Genomic DNA, 19,299 nt, shown 5'->3' on the forward strand with positions numbered 1-19,299 from the left:
GAGACTCACTCCTCATCATATGATCCAATAAATAATACAAAATTATTATTCCCTACAACATATCCTATATAAAATAAATGTCTCGTGCTATTTATTTGCTCACATTTTCAATTTTTTTGCGATGCGCACGTATTTAGACAGCGTAGCTTTGCTGATGTTAAAATGATTTGCCGCGCCATCTTGTGTGATGTTTTTTCCTATCTGTTTCATCCATAAATAATAGACAGCTGCTGACCATGCGTTGACATTGCGAAATTTTATGTCGAACTTGAAGGCATTTTTGAAAAGCCGAAACCAAAATAAAACCAATTCTTTTCCTTCTGACGTTTTGTCCATTAAACTATCGGCCACATGGAAAGCGAAATGAACAGCATGAAAACCTGTCGGCCTTTTGCCATTTAAAACGCTTAAAGCATATTGAACAGCTTCTCTTTCAAGACGAGTTTCAAACTCCTGTTCATTTACTAAATACGCTCGTTCATCCATTTTCATTGCGAAATAGATAGAAAGCAGCCGCTCCGGGACTTGATTTTCCATTTCGTTTAGCCCTTTCATATTCCACGGTTCAGAGCCTTCCTTCCGCGGATTTAAATACAGAACCTTCTTCCATATTTTTTTAGCAAAGTCATAGTGTCCTATAAAATAAGAAGAGTATGCGAGCCAATAATAAAACGTGTCATCCCCCTCAAATCCCTTTCGATACAAGGCATGGAGCCTCTTGAATGCATGAGGATAAAAGCCGATGAGTGCAAACGTCGCCCCCAGTTTATATTGGTGCTCCGAAACAAGCGGATAAACCCTTTTTAGTTTTTCAACTAGCATGCTTATGCTCGCTTCATCACCTTCATAATAAAAAAATACAAGCAAATTGCATAAAGCATGCAAATTCCCTGGATTTTTCCGGAGCACGAGGGAAATCATGTCCTTCGCTTTTTCCACTTCCCCAAGGTAAAAATAGGCAAGCGCCAAATTATTATAAGCGGACCAAAACTCTGGGTAATCAGTTATAATCTCTTTTAAAATGGAAATAGATTCTTGAAACTGTCCATTTTCAAGCAAAGAGCGCGCTTTTTCTTGCTTCACGATTAGATCATCCGAATGCTCAGCCTCTTCTTCCATTTCGATCATTTCAAGAAGATCGCTGTTTTCTACGGAAAATATGCCTTGCGGCGCCTTTTCCTTATATATCATTGCATGTTTATAAGCTTCGTGAAACAAGCCGAGATGAGCATAATTATTTGCAAGAAAATAATAGCATTCTACCGAATGAGGGTGAATATGTTCAATAATATATGTTAATAGTTCGTTTGATTTTTGAAACTTTCCTAATTCGGTATAAATGCTGGCCAGCCTGCAAATCATTTCTTCGTTATACGGATCCAGATCTACTGCCCGCTTGACGAATTTTGAAGCCGACTGCAAATCGCCTTTTTGATAAGCCTTTAATCCCCAGCGATAAAACGTTGCACTGTCTTGGAAAAACGAAACAATTTTTGAATCTTCGTCTTTTTTTACTTTACGGTTTCCCACTCAAACCCTCCATTTCACTTTATTTGCCGAGGGATAGTATACCATATCTTATAAATAGGAAAAACCTATTTTTACTCGCGATTATTTTTCATGTCTTTCTTTTAAAACTTTCAATACTTCATCGAACGGAAGCTTTTGCTCGCGCAGCAGAACAAGCAAATGAAATAATAAATCCGCGGCTTCCCATTTCAGCTCATCATGGCTGCGGTTTTTTGCTGCAATAATGACCTCTGAAGCTTCTTCTCCAACCTTTTTTAAAATTTTGTCCAAGCCTTTTTCAAACAAATAGGTAGTATAAGAGCCTTCCGGACGCTCAGCTTCACGCTCAGCAATGACGGCCTCCAGCTTGTTAATAATATCAAAACGGCTACCGTCCACCTGGCCGCCATTTTCTTTTGAAAAACAGCTGTATTGTCCTGTATGGCAGGCCGGACCCTTCGGGATTACCAGCACGACAAGCGCATCCTTGTCACAGTCATAGCGTATCTCTTGAACAGTTTGTGTATTGCCGGACGTTTCTCCTTTATGCCAAAGTTTTTGGCGCGAACGGCTGTAAAACCATGTTTCCTTCGTTTCCAACGTTTTTTTTAGCGACTCTTCGTTCATATAAGCTACTGTTAACACTTCTTTGCTAACAGCATCTTGAACAACCGCAGGAATAAGTCCATTTTCATCGAATTTGAGTTCTGCTATGTTCACCGTATATTCACCCCTTCTTTTTGCAAAAATCTTTTTACTTCTTTGACTGATGTTTCTTTGTAATGGAAAATGGAAGCTGCCAGCGCTGCATCCGCTCGGGCATCGCGAAAAACTTCAAGAAAATGCTCAGCATTACCGGCGCCGCCGGATGCAATGACTGGGACGGGAACTGCCTCGCTTACTTTTTTGGTTAAGTCAATGTCAAAGCCGGATTTTTCTCCGTCCTGATCCATGCTAGTCAGCAAAATCTCGCCAGCACCTCTTTTTACAGCTTCCTTTACCCATGCCACGACTTCCCATTCGGTCGCTTTTCGTCCCCCGTGCGTATAGACGCGGTGGCTTCCGAGCTGCGGATCGTATTTTGCGTCAATCGCTACCACAATGCACTGGCTGCCAAAGTAATCAGCTCCCTCCATAATCAGCGAAGGGTTTAATACAGCAGAAGTGTTAATGGAAACTTTATCCGCACCAGCACGCAAAATTTTTTTCATATCTTCCAAAGAGTTGATTCCGCCTCCGACCGTAAAGGGAATGGCTAATGTTGCCGCTACTCGTTCGACAACATCAATCATCGTTTTTCTGCCTTCATGAGATGCGGAAATATCTAAGAAGACAAGCTCATCTGCTCCTTCTTCATCATAAAATTTCGCTAGCTCCACCGGATCGCCCGCATCTTTCAACTGGACAAATTGCACGCCTTTGACGACACGTCCGTCCTTAACATCTAGACAAGGAATGATGCGTTTCGTAATCATAGCCCATTCACCTCATGGATAGCATCGCGGAGGCTGAATTTTTTCGTATAAAGCGCTTTTCCGACAATAGCGCCTTTCACTCCATCCTGTTCATATTGCTTTAACTTTTTCAAATCATCAATGGAGCTTACCCCTCCGGAAGCGATGACTGTTTTTCCAGTTGCTTTTGCCATTTCCACAATCGCCTTGACATTTGGTCCCGAGAGCATTCCATCTGTCGCAATATCAGTAAAAATAAATGTTTCTGCACCGCTTTTCGCCAGTTCTTTTCCAAGATCAACCGCTTTAACTTCGGACGTATTCAGCCAGCCTTCTGTTGATACATAGCCATTTTTCGCATCGATACCGATTGCGATTCGGCCGCCGTATTCAGCCAGCATTTTTTCAACAAATGACCTGTTTGAAACGGCAGAACTGCCTAAAATAACCCTGGAAATACCGTTTTCCAAATATTCGTATACATCTTTTTCTGTGCGAATGCCGCCGCCAACTTGTACCTTTACTTTTAGCTCTTTTGCCACTTTCAAAACATGTTGATGGTTCACGCGGACTCCTTCTTTTGCCCCATCCAAATCTACCATATGAATCCAGTCAGCACCTTCCTTTACAAACGACTCGGCGACAGCAAACGGTGAATCTCCGTAAACCGTTTCTTTATTGTAATCGCCTTGAAGCAGCCGGACGCATTTCCCTCCGCGCAAATCAATGGCGGGAAAAATAGTAAAACTCATCATTAGCTCACATCCTTGATACAAAAGTTAAATAGTTTTTCAAAATGGCTAGTCCCAGCTTGCCGCTTTTTTCCGGATGAAATTGGCAGCCGAATACATTTCCATTTCCTACAATAGCCGGAACCGTCACACCGTATGAAGCGCTGGCGACCACAACGTCCGGATCGTTTACGACCGCATAATAAGAATGGACAAAGTATACGTAATCTTCTTGAAGACCAGTTATGAGAGGATGATCTCGTTGAAAAGTCAGCTTATTCCATCCCATATGCGGGACTTTTACATTTTCTCCTGGAATTCTTTTTACTTGGCCGTTTAAAAAGCCGAGTCCTTCAGTCCAGCCGTGTTCTTCGCTTTCGTTGAACAAAAGCTGCATGCCAAGACAAATACCTAATAAAGCCTTTCCCTTTTGCACTTCGTCCTTCAAAAATTTATCTGTTTTTGTTTCCGTTAAAATAGCCATCGCGTCTTTGAATGCGCCTACTCCTGGCAGTATATAAGCTGTTGCCTTTTCAAGCTCGTTTAAATCACTTGATACAAAATATTCCGCATTCATGCGTTCCAAGGCTTTCGAGACGCTGTATAAATTCCCCATGCCATAGTCGATCACGCCAATCATTTTTACAACATCCCCTTCGTTGATGGAACCCCTTTGACTCTGGGGTCGATCATAGTCGCTTCATCAAGAGCTCTCCCCAACGCTTTAAATACAGCTTCAATCATATGATGGGTATTCATTCCATAGTGAATGATTACATGCAGGTTCATCCGGGCTTCAAGCGCCAGCTTCCATAAAAATTCATGAACAAGCTCCGTATCAAATGTTCCTACTTTTCCCTTCGGCAATTCTCCACGCATTTCAAAATGCGGTCGGTTGCTTAAATCAATAACAACCTGCGCTAAAGAGTCATCCATTGGGACAAAGGCATGACCGTACCGTTTAATTCCTTTTTTATCGCCTAGAGCTTGTTGAATCGCCTGTCCCAAACAAATGCCAATATCCTCTGTCGTATGGTGATCATCAATATCAATGTCGCCTTCTGCCTCAATCTTTAAATCAAAATGGCCATGCCTTGTGAACAGATCAAGCATATGAGTTAAAAAAGGAACTCCAGTTTTTAGATCTGCACGGCCTTCACCATCTATTGAAAATGACAGCTGAATATTCGTTTCGTTCGTTTTTCGAGATATTGTGGCGGTTCTATTCATTTCGATCACTTCCTCTTTTTTCTAGTCGAGCTTCAATTGCTCTTGCATGCGCCTCTAATCCTTCATATCTTGCAAACTTTGCAATTTTTGAAGCATATGCACGGAATGCTTCTTCACTGTATGAAATGATGCTGGACTTTTTCATAAAGTCATCCACGTTAAGCGGGCTGGAAAAACGCGCTGTTCCGTTTGTCGGCAAAACGTGATTGGGACCTGCGAAATAATCGCCTACAGGTTCACTGCTATATCTCCCTAAAAAGATGGCTCCTGCATGTTTAATTTTTGGCAGAACACCCGTCGGGTTTTCCGTTAATACCTCCAAATGCTCAGGTGCCAATTGGTTGACTATCCCAACCGCTTCCTCGATTGAATCCGTTACATAAATAGCACCGAACTGTTCGATCGAAGCAGCGGCGATATCTTTTCGCGGCAAATCGGCCAATTGTGCCGCAACTTCCTTTTGAACTTCCTTTGCTAATTTTATAGAAGGTGTAACAAGGATGCTGGTTGCCAGCCTGTCATGCTCTGCTTGCGACAATAAATCGGCCGCAACTTCATGCGGAACAGCCGTATCATCAGCTAAGACGACAATTTCACTTGGCCCGGCGATCATATCGATATCAACTGTTCCAAACACCTCCCGCTTTGCAAGAGCAACGAATATATTGCCAGGACCGACAATTTTGTCGACCGGTTCAATTGTTTCTGTACCGTAAGCTAGAGCGGCAATTGCTTGGGCGCCGCCAGCTTTATATATTTCCGATACGCCAGCTTCATTGGCTGCCACCAGCACTTCCGCCGGCAGGCTCCCATTTTGATCTGGAGGGGAAACGAGCACGATTCTGCCTACACCAGCCACTTTAGCCGGCATGATATTCATTAAAACAGAAGAAGGATAGGCAGCTGTGCCCCCGGGAACATAAACGCCGACAGCATCTAGCGGCGTTAATTTCTGACCGAGCATTGTTCCTTTTTCATCGAAATAAAACCATGATTCTTTCTTTTGTTTTTCATGAAAATGAAAGATATTTTCTGCTGCTTCTTGAACAATGTCAATGAATTCTTTATCTACCGCTTCGTACGCTCGACTAATTTCTTCTTTTGATACGCGCAAAGATTGAAGATCTACCCCATCAAAACGTTTCGTATATTCGTATAGCGCCTGATCGCCTTCCTTTTTGACTCGTTCAATAATTTCCTTCACAATTTTGCGCTGCTCCTCTGTTCCAGCGTCAATCGATCTTTTCAAGGAAAGCTTTTGATCCTTAGTGATGTGAATAATTTTCAATCCGAATCCTCCTTTCCTTCTTCCACTGTTTTGGCAAGCCGCTCCACAAGCATGTCGATCGGCTTGTCCTTCATCCGATAGCTGACGGGATTGACAATGAGTCTTGAAGTGATATCAGCAATATGTTCAAATTCTACTAATCCGTTTTCTTTTAACGTTCTTCCCGTCGAAACAATATCGACAATTCTGTCAGCCAGTCCAATCAATGGCGCCAGCTCGATCGATCCATTCAAATGAATGATTTCGACCTGCTCCCCTTGCTCTCGAAAATATTTAGAAGCCACATTTGGATATTTTGTCGCCACCTTTGGAGCGATGTCATTCATTTTCGTATCAGGCAGTCCGGCGACAGCCAGATGACATTTGCTAATTTTCAAATCAAGCACTTCAAAAACATCCCGCTCTTCTTCCATCATGACATCCTTTCCGGCGATCCCAACATCGGCAACACCATGCTCTACATATGTTCCGACATCCATCGGCTTCGCTAAAATAAAGCGAATATTTTCTTCCGGCACGGTCAAAATTAGTTTTCTTGATTCATCAAATTCGTCTGGAAGCTTGTAGCCTGATTTTCTTAATAGTTCGACAGCTTCTGAAAAAATTCGCCCTTTCGGCATCGCAATCGTTAACATGTTCATCACTCTCTCACCTTTCCTGGTTTTCCGAGGAAATAATAAATATCTGTAAATTGACCAGTAAATCTGTCGATTTGATCGATACCGGAAATATCTTGCATGACAACCTGTTTTCCTTCTTTTCGCAGCTTATTGGCATATCGAAAAGCTTCTTGCCGATTCTCTCTGCTGAATATGATACAATAGCGATCTTTGTTTAAATTTAAATTCCCCAGAGCTTCCAGCAAATTATCTAACCGTATGCCAAAGCCTGTCGCCGGGGCAGGACGTTCAAATTTTTCTAAAAGATGGTCATAGCGCCCGCCGTTTCCGATCGGAAGTCCAACACCGTTCGCATATAATTCAAAAATCACGCTTGTGTAATAACTCATGTGGCTGACGACATTCAGTTCCAATTTGATATATTGATCCACTTCATAAGCTCTTAATTGGATAAGGAGCTGTTTTAAATCTTCCAGCGCTTTCTTCCCGTTGTCACAAGCAACAAGGCTTGAAGCTTCATCTGCCTTCTCAATTCCTCCTTTTAAATCAATGACTCTTAAAAGGCGTTCTTTGTCAATGGTAGAGAGAGATAATCTTTTCACATGCTCGCGGTATCCGACAAAGTTCTTTTCATATAAATAGCGGCGCAGCTTCTCCGCCCGTTCTTCCTTCCCTAAAATTTCACCGAACAAAGCATTGATAAATCCGATATGCCCAATGGAAATTTTAAAATCTTTAAGGCCAGTATTTTTTAAGGCATATATCATTAGAGCGATCGCTTCCGCATCAGCGCTAATCGTTCCATCGCCAATCAGCTCAATGCCAATTTGTTCAAATTCTGCCGGTCTGCCGCCTTCATGCTGCTGTGCACGAAACACATTTGCAGAATAAGCGAGCCTTAACGGCAAGCTTTCTTTCATCAGCTTGGAAGCCGCAATTCGTGCAATGGGAGCTGTCATATCTGGTCTTAAAACGAGCGTATGCCCCTGCCTGTCAAGAAGTTTAAATAATTGCTGCTCTTGTATCGCCGACTGAACTCCTACCGTTTCATAAAATTCCAACGTTGGAGTCTCCAAAAATTGATAACCCCAGCTTTCAATCACATTCATCATTTTTTTACGAACGCTTTCTTTTATGACATATAAGCCCGGCAATGTATCCCGCATTCCCAAGGGCTTTTCAAACATAAACACTCATTGACACCTCCATGGCGCATTCACTTTAATTCGCTAATATGTTACCATACTACCAAAATAAAGATTTATAATCAATAAGTTTTTGATGTAAACTTCTTTCACAAAGCGCCTTTATTTCACTTTCGCTCTATCCTGCTTAATCAAAAAGCGGTAAGCGACAAAAATTGATGACGCTTACCGCTTTCTTTTTTCCATTTCTTCTTTTGTGTAGATGATTTGCATTGGATTTCCTCCTGCAAAAGAGCCTTCCGGAACATCTTTATGAACTACAGTGCCGGCAGAAACGATAGCTCGATTTCCAATTTTCACACCAGGCAAAATAGTCGTGTTTGCTCCGATCATGACTTCATCTCCAATTTCCACTTCGCCGATGCGATATTCATCGATTAAATATTCATGTGCTAAAATCGTCGTGTTGTATCCGATAATAGAATTGCGCCCAACTTTAATTTTTTCCGGGAACAAAATATCTACCATAACCATAAATGCAAACGATGTTTGCTGTCCGATTTTCATGCCAAGAAATGTGCGGTAAAGCCAGTTTTTGATAGACATAAATGGAGTGTAGCGCGCGATAAGAATCACGATGACATTTTTGACAACTTTCCAAAAAGAAACCGTCTTGTACACCTGCCAAAGGGAGTTTGCGCCTTCCACAGGAAATTTATCCGTTCTTCTCACAATCTTCACTCCATCACAATGTCCAATAAATCACTCATTTTGTCCAGCACAAAATCTGGCTTTAACGATTCTATATACTCTCTCCCTTTTATGCTCCAAGCAACTCCTGCCGTTAATGTTCCTGCATTTTTTCCCGCCTCTATATCATGAAGGTTATCTCCCACCATTAATGCATTAGACGGCTCGGAACCGAGCAATTTAAGAGCGGACAAGACAGGCTCAGGATGAGGCTTCGCATGCTGTACATCATCCAGTGTGATAATTGCGTCAAAAAATGAATCCATTTTCGTTAATTTCAGCCCCATCATAACAGTGTCGCGAATTTTCGTTGTCACAATGCCCAGTTTCAATCCCTTTTCTTTTAAAGCTCGAACCGTTTCGTGCACATGATCATATTCCTTCACAAGCAGATCATGCTGGGCATGATTAAACTCCCGATATCTTCGGACCATTTCCTCCGCTTTTTCAGGGTTAATACGTTGAAATGTGTCAATAAGCGGAGGCCCGATGAAAGGAAGTATATCTTCCCGTTGATATTTGCCCGGATAATAATAGTTTAGCGTATGTAAAAACGATTCAATAATTAATTCATTTGTGTTTATTAACGTGCCGTCCAAATCAAACAATACGGTGTCAATGTTCATAAACCGTTCCCCTTTTCCCGATATGTGCTTGTTTTTTCCAGACAAAACCGATAATCATCGTTAAAAGAATGGCTGCGAACAGCCGGATGAGTAAAAGCGGCCAAACTGAACCGACGATCGGAACAAAAATCAATGTGTCTTCTATCACAGCATGGCAGGCAACGAGGAATATAAACGCCAACGTTAAATCGCGATGCTCCACTCCATCTTCTTTTACTGCTTGCAGCATCACGCCAGCCCCGTAGGCAAGCCCGAAAATTAATCCTGCCGCAAGCGTTGTCGAAGTGTTCTTCTTCATTCCCAGCATTTCGGTTACCGGCTCCATCTTTTTTGAGAAAGCGTCGACCCAGCCTAAATCTTTCATAAATTGAATAGCAATCATTAGCGGGATGACGATGGCCGCAAGCTGAATGACTCCCATTGCCGCTTTTTCAAGCCCTTCAAGTAAAATCATTCCCCAGTCTGAAGGCACGGCATCTTGTTGAGTTATAAATCCGTATTGAGCTTTTTCTCCACCGCCGTCCCAAAAAAGATTGATGATAAAAGCCGAAAAAAATGCCAGTCCGAGCCGGACGGACAAGATGATCCACAGTTTCACACCGACTTTGCTTGCTACAGTCGTTTCGATTAATAAGTTGTGGGAAAATGACAGCATGACTGCCAAAATAAAAACTTCTTTTACCGTAAAATCAATGGACAAAATGGCTCCAATCGCCGCATACAAGTTAAGAAAATTCCCAATCACAAGGGGGATAGCAGCATCTCCATTTAACCCGATCACCTTCATGACCGGCGTTATAAAATGCACCATCCAATCAATCAAAGGAGTATGTTGTAAAAATGAAACAATCAACGTTACAGGGAAAATGACTTTACCGAGAGTCCACGTTGTTTCCAATCCTGTTTGTAATCCTTTTTTCAATGTTTGTTTCAAAGTTTCACCTTCATTCCAGCAATTTATCAATATTCATCTAAATATCTTTCTACTTTTTTTAGTCTCCGGTAAATTATAAGAGCAATTGCACTAAGAATAAGTAAAATCGAAATGACCTGTGCCATTTTTACCGTTTCCGTCAGCATCAAACTATCAGTTCTCATGACTTCGATAAAAAATCGCCCGATCGAATACCAAATAACATATGATAAAAACAGCTCTCCACGCCGCAAATTAAACCTTCTTAGCAAAATTAAAATGATGAACCCAGCGAGATTCCAAATGGATTCATATAAAAAAGTCGGGTGATAATATTGTCCATTTATATACATTTGATTAATGATAAATTCAGGCAAGTGGAGATTTTCCAAAAATTCTCTTGAAACAGGTCCTCCATGAGCTTCCTGGTTAATAAAATTCCCCCATCTGCCGATCGCCTGCCCTAAAATAATACTCGGTGCAGCTATATCAGCCAGTTGCCAGAAAGATAGTTTTTTTACTTTTGCATACACAATCCCGGTTGCCACAGCACCGATTAACCCGCCGTGAATGGCAAGGCCACCATGCCAAATTTTAGGGATTTCCGAAAGATTTTCAGAATAATATTCCCATTGAAAAATGACATAATAAGTTCTGGCACATATAATCGCAATAGGAATAGCAAATAATGCAAGATCGACAAATATATCTTTATGAAGACCTCTTCTCTCCCCTTCACGCATCGCCAAATATAGGCCGAGCAATGCGCCGATTCCTATAATGATCCCGTACCAATGAACTTGTAATGGGCCTAGCTGAAATGCGATTGGATCAATGGGCTGAATTGCCTCTTTCATTCTCTCATCTCTCCTATTTCATCAATTAAAAATCGTCGTGATCTCCATCTTCGATAACATCCGCCAATTTATTTGTAAATTGTTCCGCCGCATTGAATCCCATTCTTTTTAACCGGAAATTCATTGCCGCAACTTCAATAATAACAGCCAAATTTCTTCCAGGACGGACAGGAATTGTTAATTTTGTCAGTTCCGCATCCAAAATTTTCATTTTCTCTTCATCGAGTCCTAAACGGTCGTATTGTTTGTTCGGATCCCATAATTCCAAATCGATGACAAGGGAAATTCGCTTATGACTGCGGACGGCTCCTGCACCAAACAATGTCATCACATCAATGATTCCAAGACCGCGGATCTCTAAAAGATGGCGGATCAATTCCGGAGCACTGCCGACTAATGTATCCCGATCCTCCTGACGAATTTCAACACAGTCATCTGCAATCAAGCGATGCCCTCTTTTCACCAGTTCAAGAGCAGTTTCACTTTTGCCGACCCCGCTTTTTCCTGTAATTAAAACACCCACCCCGTAAATATCAACAAGCACTCCATGTACAGCTGTCGTTGGAGCAAGCTTGCTTTCCAAAAAATTGGTTAAGCGGCTTGACAAGCGGGTCGTTTTTAATGGTGAGCGCAGCACTGGAACATTTGATTTTTCAGATGCCTCAATTAATTCCGGCGGAGCCTCCATCTCTCTTGACACAATGATTGCCGGTGTTACATCCGTACATAGCTGTTCCATCCGGCTTTTCTTTTCTTCAGGCGTCAATTTTGCAAAAAACGTAAGCTCCGTTCTTCCCAGCAGCTGTATACGCTCTTTCGGATAATATGTAAAATAACCAGCCATTTCAAGACCAGGTCTGGAAAGATCACTTGTAATAATGGGCCGGCTGATTCCCTCTTCTCCGCTGATCAATTCAAGTTGGAATTTTTCGATAATATCTTTTGTACGTACTTTCGACACGAAGTCTTTCCTCCTTAGACTTAAAAAACTTTTTTCATCTTTTTATTGTAGCACTTTTCTTTTTGGCAACAAACATCTTTCATCAAAGACATTCATTGCTTAAAAGCAGAGACAAGGGCATCGGAGCGAAAGATGCAGCTATTCAATCCAAAACTCTTCTTTTTTAGGAGGGAAAAAAAAATGTTTGTTGGAATAAGGTGAATATGCACGGACATAAAATTTGGAGCGACTCGGAAAATAATGGAGCAAGCGTAAAAAGCCTTCTCCTCCTTCAGGAGCCCCCTGATAGTCCGCCAATAATTCATAAACAATCCGATCAGGAGTCCCATCATGATCATCATCAATTTTTGTTTTTAATAACTCACTGTCATCATAATGGCCGCTCAAAACGATTTTTACATTTGGATTCTTTTTGACGATATTGCGAAATATACGATTTCCAACAAGCGTTCGTTTTCCATTTTTATGCAAATATTTATGGACAGCTATGATTGCTGTTCGGTCTGAATGACGTTTTAAGACTTCGTTCATCCAGCTGATGCTGTCTTTGTCAACATGCCAGCCGATATACAAAAAAAGAAAATGTTGATGTCCGAGCGTAATTAAATCGTAATGCCCTCGATTATTCCGATACCCCCCACCATAATAAGGCTTCGTGAAAAAACGATCTTTTCCAAAATATTGATGAAACATTTTATATGATTTTCCTTTTACTAAATCGTGATTGCCCGCAAGCACTCCATAAGGGATAGACACCTGTTCCAGTTTTCGGAACATGCGGTCTGCTTGAACCCACTGCTGTTTCTTTTCCGCACGGTTGACAATATCACCGGTATGAACAACATATTGTATATTCCAATTATCGCGATTTTGCACAATCCAGTCCATTTGATTACGAAAAATATGAGGGTATTTTTCCGAATAGTATTGAGTGTCTGAAAGCCATACGATCGTGTAGACGTTTGAATCATTTGGCGAAGCTGCAAGCTCAAAGCTAGGAAATGCGGGAGATAAAATCATGAAAACAAAAATAATAAGAGGAAAGATTTTTTTCATTTATATCACCTATTCGTATCATTCCCGAAACGATAGGAGATATGAATGAAAAAATCTTTTTCATTAGTCTTTAAAACGGTTCATAAACACCAATTGAATGAGCAGATTCAAAAATGAAATGAAGATGGAGGCGAGGAGGGCAGTTCCAAAGCCATCAATATTAAAGGCATCTCCCATTATTGCCTGGGCAATCATCAACGTAACTGCATTGATGACAAATAAAAATGTTCCGAGAGTAAAAACCGTAATCGGCAATGTCAATAATATGAGAAACGGCTTCACAAAAACATTTAACACTGACAAAATCATACTGGCTACAATAGCCGCTCCAACTCCGCTTAAATAAAACGAATCAAAGAACCCAGCTACAACTATCAAAATCAGTGCATTTAATAAAATGCTTATCAACCATCTAATAAACATCGAAATTCGTCCTTTTCACTTTCTATTTACAAATTATTATAACACTTTCTATGTGAAAGTATGAAACAGATTGACATTTTTTCACTATTTTGGTAACATTCTTTACACAAATGGAAAAGGAGTTGATAGGCTTTATATTTTCTGAATTTTCATATTTCGCTTGCCCTAGACGACTCGTCTTTCTGTCCTGACGTAAACGTTTGTTTATTTTAACAGAAAGGAGGGGCAGCAGTTCAAATGAACTCATTGTATCTTTTATCTGATTACCTGTTAATGAAAGCCTATTATGAAGCCATTCAAATTGAGGCTAGTGAAGAGTTTATCGTTTTATTAGAAGAAGAAATTGTTAGAAGAGGAATTGTCCTTTCCTCTCCTAACATAAATGTACAATAAAATTAAACTCACGGAGAAAATTATACCATTTTTTCGTTATTTTGTAAAACGAATTTTTCTTGAATTGGAATGGATGTTTCATGATCGTTTATATAATTTTTTCTGAAAGGGGTTGTTACATAAGCAGAAAACTGACTTATGGACAGCCCTTCATACGTTATGACACAATGTAAGAAAAGGCCGTTCTCCTTTCTCGAACGATGTCAGGGCATTTTTTCATGCTAAATAAATTTAATTTTTTGCTAGAGAAATATGTTTTCATTTATTCATTAGCACAAATTGTGTGCAATTAGGTGGAAACTGGCATTTGCAATGAACGCAGCTTTTGTACAAAAGCTGCGAATTTTTCATTTGTCTACCAAGCAATTATCACGAAACGCGCACTGCTGTATCATATTAGTCCACACTTTGTTCGCAGCACAATTCATACTTTATATAGGAAAAATTTCACCAAATCGTATCTTCATCTATAAAAGAAACTGAAGGACAACCGAAATTTTAAATAATGCAGCAACTAGTCCGAAAAGCCATGAAGCGATCAAGGGATAAATTTAAAACAATTAATTATCTCGACCTAATTTTTTTGTAAAAAGACCCCACAACGTGCAATGTTTAAACATGTGGGGCTTCTTTTTTTCAATTGGTTCAATGTCATTTGGTGTTTTTTTAATATTTCCGTAAATTAGGAAAATTTCATCCGATTATGCAGTTGTTTTTAGATCCATCCGTTTTTCATAACGGCTCATTTTCTTTTCGAGTTTGGCAAATATGACTTCACATACCCAACAAATAATCCAGTAGATGATCGATGCAACTAAATACATTTCTAAAAATTTATATCCATTATTTGCTATAATTCTTGTAATGGCTAAAATTTCTACGACTTTTACAGCAAAAGCTAAAGATGTTGCTTTGATCAGTCCAATAAACGTATTGCCTAAATTCGGAAAAGCCACAACGAATGCTTGAGGCAGGACGATTCGATATAATCCTTGTGCAGTTGTCATGCCGACTGAGTACGCAGCTTCCATTTGTCCAGCGTTTACTGCATTGATCGATGCGCGGAATATTTCTGCCTCATAAGCAGCTGTATTGATTGTATAAGCAATTAATGCATAAATCATCGTCGGAACTTCATCCGCATTTAAATTCAATCCGAAATGATGATTAAGAAAATCAAACAATACCGGAACACCGTAGAAAAAGACGTACAATTGGACAACTAACGGTGTTCCCCGAATAAAAGAAATATAAACGATGGACAATTGATTTAGTACAGGAACTTTATATATTCTGCAAAGAGCAATAAGCAGCCCGAATACAAGTCCAAGCACCATCGCAACAATGGCAATCGTCAATGTCACTGGCACACCTTTTAACACTTCAGGCACTTGCTCTAAAGCAAATTTAAAATCAATAGTTGTTGCCACGAGTTATCACGATCCTTAGCAAAAAATTACTTAGATAAACTAACTCGACCTTTTTTAAACACTTTTTCGGCATAGCCGATAATACCTTCAATGAGGATACAAGTACCCCAATATACAAGAGAGATCACGACATAAATCTCAAACATTCCCATACCATGATTATTCCCTAAAATAATTCGAACTTGCCCCATAATATCAATAATACCGATCGAAAAGGCAAGTGATGTATCTTTTAACAATTCAATAATATTATTGCCTAAATTAGGCAATGAAATGACAAAAGCTTGAGGCAAAATAATTCTCCTTAGAGCTTGTGTATACGTCATGCCAACGCTGTATGCTGCTTCTAATTGCTCCGTGCCGACAGCTAAGTAAGCTGAACGGATAACTTCTGATAAATAAGCTGCTGTATGAAATGAGAATGTAATAATAACAAAAACAAGTCTGTTCCAACTATTAATATCAATATTAAAAACTAGCAATAATTGAGGCAGTCCGAAATAGACAAGAAACAGCTGAACTAATAACGGAGTACAACGTGTGAATGACAAGTAAAATGTTGCAATTCCATAAAGGATAGGCGGTTTTTGGATTCGAATAATCGCGATAATAACACCTAAAATTAAAGCGAAAAATAAAGATGTGACCAGCATGAACAATGTTAGAGGGAGCTTATCTAACACTTTCAAAAATAAATCTGCCCAATCTTGTAAACTCGTGTTAATTTTGCTCACCACCTTCATTAAGAAATATATACGAATTTAAATATACCGTATTGAATGATTAAATAATCATTCAATACGGTTTTTGATTATTTCTCGTATTGGAATCCTTCTTTTTTAATATAGTCAAGGTCTTTGAAAAAGTCTACACCAAACCATTTCTCAGCAAGTTTCGGAAGCGTACCGTCTTCAATTAATTCAGCAGTTGCTTTGTCAATTTTCTCAGCTAGTTCTTTATGTTTTTTGTTATAAACAATATAAACCGGCTCTTTCGAAACGATACCACCTATTTTCAAATCCAATTTCAGCTCTTTTTGAAGAGCATCAAATGTAGTTTTGTTCAAAAAAACAGCATCTGCTTTTCCTTCAGCAACACGTTTTAAGTTATCTGCTGCTGACGGATTTTCCATACTTTCAATCTCGATCGGATTATCTGGATTCTTTTCGTTGTACCCGTTTAAAATAGCACGAAGTCCACCGCTTGGCGCCATTGGAGCGAGTTTTTTATCAACCATATCATCTAACGATTTAATATCATTTCGATCTGATTTCGTCACTAATACAGTTAAAGAGTATCCATACTCATGTTCTGGATAAAGGAATTTTTGTTCTCTTTCCGGATTTTTGAAAAACCAGTTAATCGCAAAATCGAATTTTCCTGTGTCAACCCCGATTAAATTCGATTCTTCTTCTCCAAACGTATACTCAAACTTGTATTCTGGCAATTTCTTTTCAATTTCCGCTAAATAATCCATATCATAACCGATAGGTTTATTTTGATCATCCGTATATAAAAATGGTGGATTTACTTCATCACTTAATGCCACTTTAATCACTTTTTTGCCGTCATCAGTTTCTTTACTTTCACTGTTCGAACAACCAGCGATGACGAAAATAGATAAAATGAATAAAAAGAATTTTGTCCAAATACGTTTACGATTCATGCAGTAATTTTCCCCCCATGTAAATTTTAAAATAGTATATTCAGGCTCTATTAGAAGCCTTTTTTAAAATTGTTTTGTTCGCTCATGCTTTGGATGAACTAATATTTCTTCAGGCGGTCCCTGTTCAATAATGGCACCGTCTGCCATGAACACAGCACGATTCACTACTTCTCTTGCAAAGTGAATGTCATGAGTTACGATCACCATTGTTTTGCCTTCATCAGCAATTTTTTTAATAATCGACAAAACCTCTCCAACCATCTCAGGATCGTGCGCGGAAGTAGGTTCATCAAATAAAATGACGGAAGGGTTTAAAGCAAGTGCTCGCGCTATACCAACACGCTGCTGTTGACCGCCGGACAGCTGGCCAAGATAGTCATTCATTTTCTCTTCCAGGCCAACTTTTTTAAGTAAATCAATGCCAATTTTACGCGCTTTGGCAGCTTTCATTTTCTTTGCAACGATAAGACTTTCCATTACGTTTTCCAGCACCGTCTTATTTTTTAAATAAATTATTATGCTGAAAAACCATTGCGGTCTTTCGTCTTAGCGTTAAAATGACTTTTTTTGACGCATGTTTTCCTTCCACGGAAAACACATCAATAGTAATAGTACCTCCGTCAGGTCTTTCTAAATCATTCATACATCGAAGAAGGGTGATTCTCCCAGATCCGCTTGAATCGATAATAACTAGGACATCCCCTTTGTTTACTTTTACATCAATTCCTTTAAGAATTGAATTTTTTTAAAGCTTTTTTGAATGTCCTTTAATTCGATTATACGAATCACCTCTCTTTATTATCAAAAATATCAAAACATTGGGTTAATTGAATAATCTAAACTATAACACAACTATTCCTAGTTGTAAAGTATGAATTAAATTGTTATAATGGAAAATGTTCGTAAATTTAATAGTTCATTGAACCTATTAAAATATTAATCTGAACAGAGTTTGCTTAAGGAAGTGTGGAACGTGTCAAAAAAATTATTTGTGAAAACGGATGCGCAAAGATTGTGGATCGAAAAGCTGTTAAAGCATGAAAAGTCGTTTAAAAGTCATTCTAGGGAAAGCGATGAAAAGACAAAGTTTCCAAAAGAAAATATCCAAGCGCTTGTCAATATGGGGTATACGAAGCTCTCGCTGCCAAAAGAATATGGAGGCGGCGGCATTGGTGTCACAGATCTAGTTCTATTCCAAGAAACCATTGCTAGCTTTGATGGCGCTACAGGCCTAGCCATCGGTTGGCATCTGGGCGTCGTTGGGGAGTTGTATGAGAAAAAACTTTGGAGGGAAGAAAAGCTTGTCTCTTTTGCAAAAGAAATTTTAAACGGCGCTTTGGTGAACAGAGCAGTTAGTGAAGCAAAAACAGGCAGTCCAACCCGCGGCGGGCGCCCTGAAACGGAAGCAGTGAAAAGAGATGGCAAGTGGATTATTTCGGGCAGAAAGACATATACTACTATGTCACCTGTGCTGACACATTTTCTTGTATCTGCATGGGTTGAAGAAAAGGAAGGAATTGGATTTTTCTTAATTGAACGAGAAGCAAAGGGATTATCAATTGAAAAAAATTGGGACGTTATCGCCATGAGAGGAACAGAAAGTCACGATCTTGTGTTAGATAACGTTGAAGTAGCAGAAGAAAATTTTGTAGAGCTAAACCATGGACCGAGAGGAAATACAATAAATGGTTGGATTCTGCATATTCCCGCTTGTTATTTAGGTATTGCACAGGCGGCGCGTGATTATGCAGTGAAATTTGCGACAGAATATTCTCCAAATAGTATAAATGGAACCATTAGCCAATTGCCAAATGTACAAAATTTAATCGGTCAGATTGACTTAGAATTAATGAAAGCTAGACATTTCTTGTATAGCGTAGCGGAAATTTATGATGATGAAGCACGCCGTCCATACATTACAAACGAGCTTAGTGTTGCGAAGCATATTGTGACGAACTCAGCCATCAACATTGTCGATAAGGCGATGAGACTAGTTGGAGCAAAAAGCCTTCAACTGTCAAATCCGCTGCAGCGGTATTATCGTGATGTGAGAGCAGGGCTTCACAATCCGCCAATGGATGATATGACGATTTCTAAATTGGCTCAAACAGCCATTCAAGAAATGGAAAATAAATAATTTATATAATGCCTTCTTTTCACAGGGACTGATTTTAAAAAAGCTGATCCAAGGCCGTCAAATATTTTTTTGGGTCAGCTTTTTTATGAATTAGCAATGCATCAAAGATA

At 39.6% G+C, this 19,299-nt stretch carries 21 protein-coding genes and 1 pseudogene; 2 read left to right on the top strand and 20 right to left on the bottom strand.

The features are described 5' to 3' along the window. Positions 1 to 99: 99 nt before the first annotated feature. From NSQ94_RS15485 to NSQ94_RS15560, 16 genes are all read right to left on the bottom strand, one after another. A complete protein-coding gene (locus NSQ94_RS15485) occupies positions 100 to 1,530 on the bottom strand; it encodes a tetratricopeptide repeat protein (RefSeq protein WP_339229619.1) in 1,431 nt (476 codons plus the stop codon). A gap of 81 nt (positions 1,531 to 1,611) precedes the next feature. Further along, the gene (gene hisIE / locus NSQ94_RS15490; RefSeq protein ID WP_339229621.1) at positions 1,612 to 2,229 is read right to left on the bottom strand and encodes a bifunctional phosphoribosyl-AMP cyclohydrolase/phosphoribosyl-ATP diphosphatase HisIE; all 618 of its coding nucleotides are present in this window, start codon (positions 2,227 to 2,229) and stop codon (positions 1,612 to 1,614) included. After that, complete coding sequence (hisF, locus tag NSQ94_RS15495) at positions 2,226 to 2,984, bottom strand: imidazole glycerol phosphate synthase subunit HisF (RefSeq protein WP_339229623.1); 759 nt, start codon at positions 2,982 to 2,984, stop codon at positions 2,226 to 2,228. The genes hisIE and hisF overlap by 4 nt, the downstream gene beginning before the upstream one ends. Then, on the bottom strand, positions 2,981 to 3,718 hold the full coding sequence (gene hisA, locus NSQ94_RS15500; protein WP_066249069.1) for a 1-(5-phosphoribosyl)-5-[(5-phosphoribosylamino)methylideneamino]imidazole-4-carboxamide isomerase: 738 nt from the start codon (positions 3,716 to 3,718) through the stop codon (positions 2,981 to 2,983). The genes hisF and hisA overlap by 4 nt, the downstream gene beginning before the upstream one ends. A 4-nt stretch (positions 3,719 to 3,722) precedes the next feature. Then, the gene (hisH, locus tag NSQ94_RS15505; RefSeq protein ID WP_327873131.1) at positions 3,723 to 4,334 is read right to left on the bottom strand and encodes an imidazole glycerol phosphate synthase subunit HisH; all 612 of its coding nucleotides are present in this window, start codon (positions 4,332 to 4,334) and stop codon (positions 3,723 to 3,725) included. Positions 4,335 to 4,336: 2 nt separating this feature from the next. Further along, a complete protein-coding gene (gene hisB, locus NSQ94_RS15510) occupies positions 4,337 to 4,924 on the bottom strand; it encodes an imidazoleglycerol-phosphate dehydratase HisB (protein ID WP_063389171.1) in 588 nt (195 codons plus the stop codon). Next, positions 4,917 to 6,212: a histidinol dehydrogenase gene (gene hisD, locus NSQ94_RS15515; RefSeq protein WP_327873130.1), complete on the bottom strand. Its 1,296-nt coding sequence runs from the start codon at positions 6,210 to 6,212 to the stop codon at positions 4,917 to 4,919. Before hisD ends, hisB begins: the two co-directional genes overlap by 8 nt. Further along, positions 6,209 to 6,856 (bottom strand): ATP phosphoribosyltransferase, encoded by a 648-nt coding sequence (gene hisG / locus NSQ94_RS15520; protein ID WP_327873129.1) that lies wholly within the window; start codon positions 6,854 to 6,856, stop codon positions 6,209 to 6,211. The genes hisD and hisG overlap by 4 nt, the downstream gene beginning before the upstream one ends. Continuing rightward, complete coding sequence (locus tag NSQ94_RS15525) at positions 6,853 to 8,025, bottom strand: ATP phosphoribosyltransferase regulatory subunit (protein ID WP_327873128.1); 1,173 nt, start codon at positions 8,023 to 8,025, stop codon at positions 6,853 to 6,855. The genes hisG and NSQ94_RS15525 overlap by 4 nt, the downstream gene beginning before the upstream one ends. Positions 8,026 to 8,202: 177 nt before the next feature. Next, complete coding sequence (locus tag NSQ94_RS15530) at positions 8,203 to 8,709, bottom strand: acyltransferase (protein ID WP_066249061.1); 507 nt, start codon at positions 8,707 to 8,709, stop codon at positions 8,203 to 8,205. A gap of 5 nt (positions 8,710 to 8,714) precedes the next feature. Beyond that, entirely contained in the window at positions 8,715 to 9,353 is a 639-nt protein-coding gene (ppaX, locus tag NSQ94_RS15535) for a pyrophosphatase PpaX (RefSeq protein WP_327873127.1), read from the bottom strand. Then, positions 9,343 to 10,287, bottom strand: coding sequence for a nucleoside recognition domain-containing protein (locus tag NSQ94_RS15540; RefSeq protein ID WP_144597325.1), 945 nt, complete (start codon positions 10,285 to 10,287; stop codon positions 9,343 to 9,345). Before NSQ94_RS15540 ends, ppaX begins: the two co-directional genes overlap by 11 nt. A 26-nt stretch (positions 10,288 to 10,313) precedes the next feature. Continuing rightward, positions 10,314 to 11,123 carry a prolipoprotein diacylglyceryl transferase gene (gene lgt, locus NSQ94_RS15545; protein ID WP_066249053.1) on the bottom strand — a complete coding sequence of 270 codons (810 nt, stop codon included), beginning with the start codon at positions 11,121 to 11,123 and terminating at the stop codon, positions 10,314 to 10,316. Between the two features lie 25 nt (positions 11,124 to 11,148). Further along, positions 11,149 to 12,084: an HPr(Ser) kinase/phosphatase gene (gene hprK / locus NSQ94_RS15550; RefSeq protein WP_066249051.1), complete on the bottom strand. Its 936-nt coding sequence runs from the start codon at positions 12,082 to 12,084 to the stop codon at positions 11,149 to 11,151. A gap of 138 nt (positions 12,085 to 12,222) precedes the next feature. Further along, complete coding sequence (locus NSQ94_RS15555) at positions 12,223 to 13,140, bottom strand: metallophosphoesterase (protein ID WP_066249048.1); 918 nt, start codon at positions 13,138 to 13,140, stop codon at positions 12,223 to 12,225. Positions 13,141 to 13,203: 63 nt separating this feature from the next. Beyond that, positions 13,204 to 13,563, bottom strand: a complete 360-nt coding sequence (locus NSQ94_RS15560) for a phage holin family protein (RefSeq protein ID WP_144597327.1) — start codon at positions 13,561 to 13,563, stop codon at positions 13,204 to 13,206. A 237-nt stretch (positions 13,564 to 13,800) separates the two neighbouring features. On the opposite strand from NSQ94_RS15560, the gene sda reads away from it, so the two are divergent. Beyond that, positions 13,801 to 13,956, top strand: coding sequence for a sporulation histidine kinase inhibitor Sda (gene sda, locus NSQ94_RS15565; RefSeq protein ID WP_094245206.1), 156 nt, complete (start codon positions 13,801 to 13,803; stop codon positions 13,954 to 13,956). Between the two features lie 701 nt (positions 13,957 to 14,657). On the opposite strand, the gene NSQ94_RS15570 is transcribed toward sda, so the two are convergent. From NSQ94_RS15570 to NSQ94_RS15585, 4 genes and pseudogenes are all read right to left on the bottom strand, one after another. Next, positions 14,658 to 15,386 carry an amino acid ABC transporter permease gene (locus NSQ94_RS15570; RefSeq protein WP_063389179.1) on the bottom strand — a complete coding sequence of 243 codons (729 nt, stop codon included), beginning with the start codon at positions 15,384 to 15,386 and terminating at the stop codon, positions 14,658 to 14,660. 26 nt (positions 15,387 to 15,412) lie between these two features. After that, positions 15,413 to 16,111, bottom strand: a complete 699-nt coding sequence (locus NSQ94_RS15575; RefSeq protein WP_235600504.1) for an amino acid ABC transporter permease — start codon at positions 16,109 to 16,111, stop codon at positions 15,413 to 15,415. Positions 16,112 to 16,197: 86 nt separating this feature from the next. After that, the gene (locus NSQ94_RS15580; protein WP_063389181.1) at positions 16,198 to 17,052 is read right to left on the bottom strand and encodes an amino acid ABC transporter substrate-binding protein; all 855 of its coding nucleotides are present in this window, start codon (positions 17,050 to 17,052) and stop codon (positions 16,198 to 16,200) included. Between the two features lie 63 nt (positions 17,053 to 17,115). Beyond that, positions 17,116 to 17,832, bottom strand: a pseudogene (locus NSQ94_RS15585) (amino acid ABC transporter ATP-binding protein). Between the two features lie 193 nt (positions 17,833 to 18,025). On the opposite strand from NSQ94_RS15585, the gene NSQ94_RS15590 reads away from it, so the two are divergent. Next, positions 18,026 to 19,189 (top strand): acyl-CoA dehydrogenase family protein, encoded by a 1,164-nt coding sequence (locus NSQ94_RS15590; RefSeq protein ID WP_339229626.1) that lies wholly within the window; start codon positions 18,026 to 18,028, stop codon positions 19,187 to 19,189. The last annotated feature ends 110 nt before the right edge of the window (positions 19,190 to 19,299 follow it).

It is taken from the genome of Aeribacillus sp. FSL K6-2833 (genome assembly GCF_037965815.1).
GTDB classification, from domain to species: Bacteria; Bacillota; Bacilli; order Bacillales; family Aeribacillaceae; genus Aeribacillus; species Aeribacillus composti.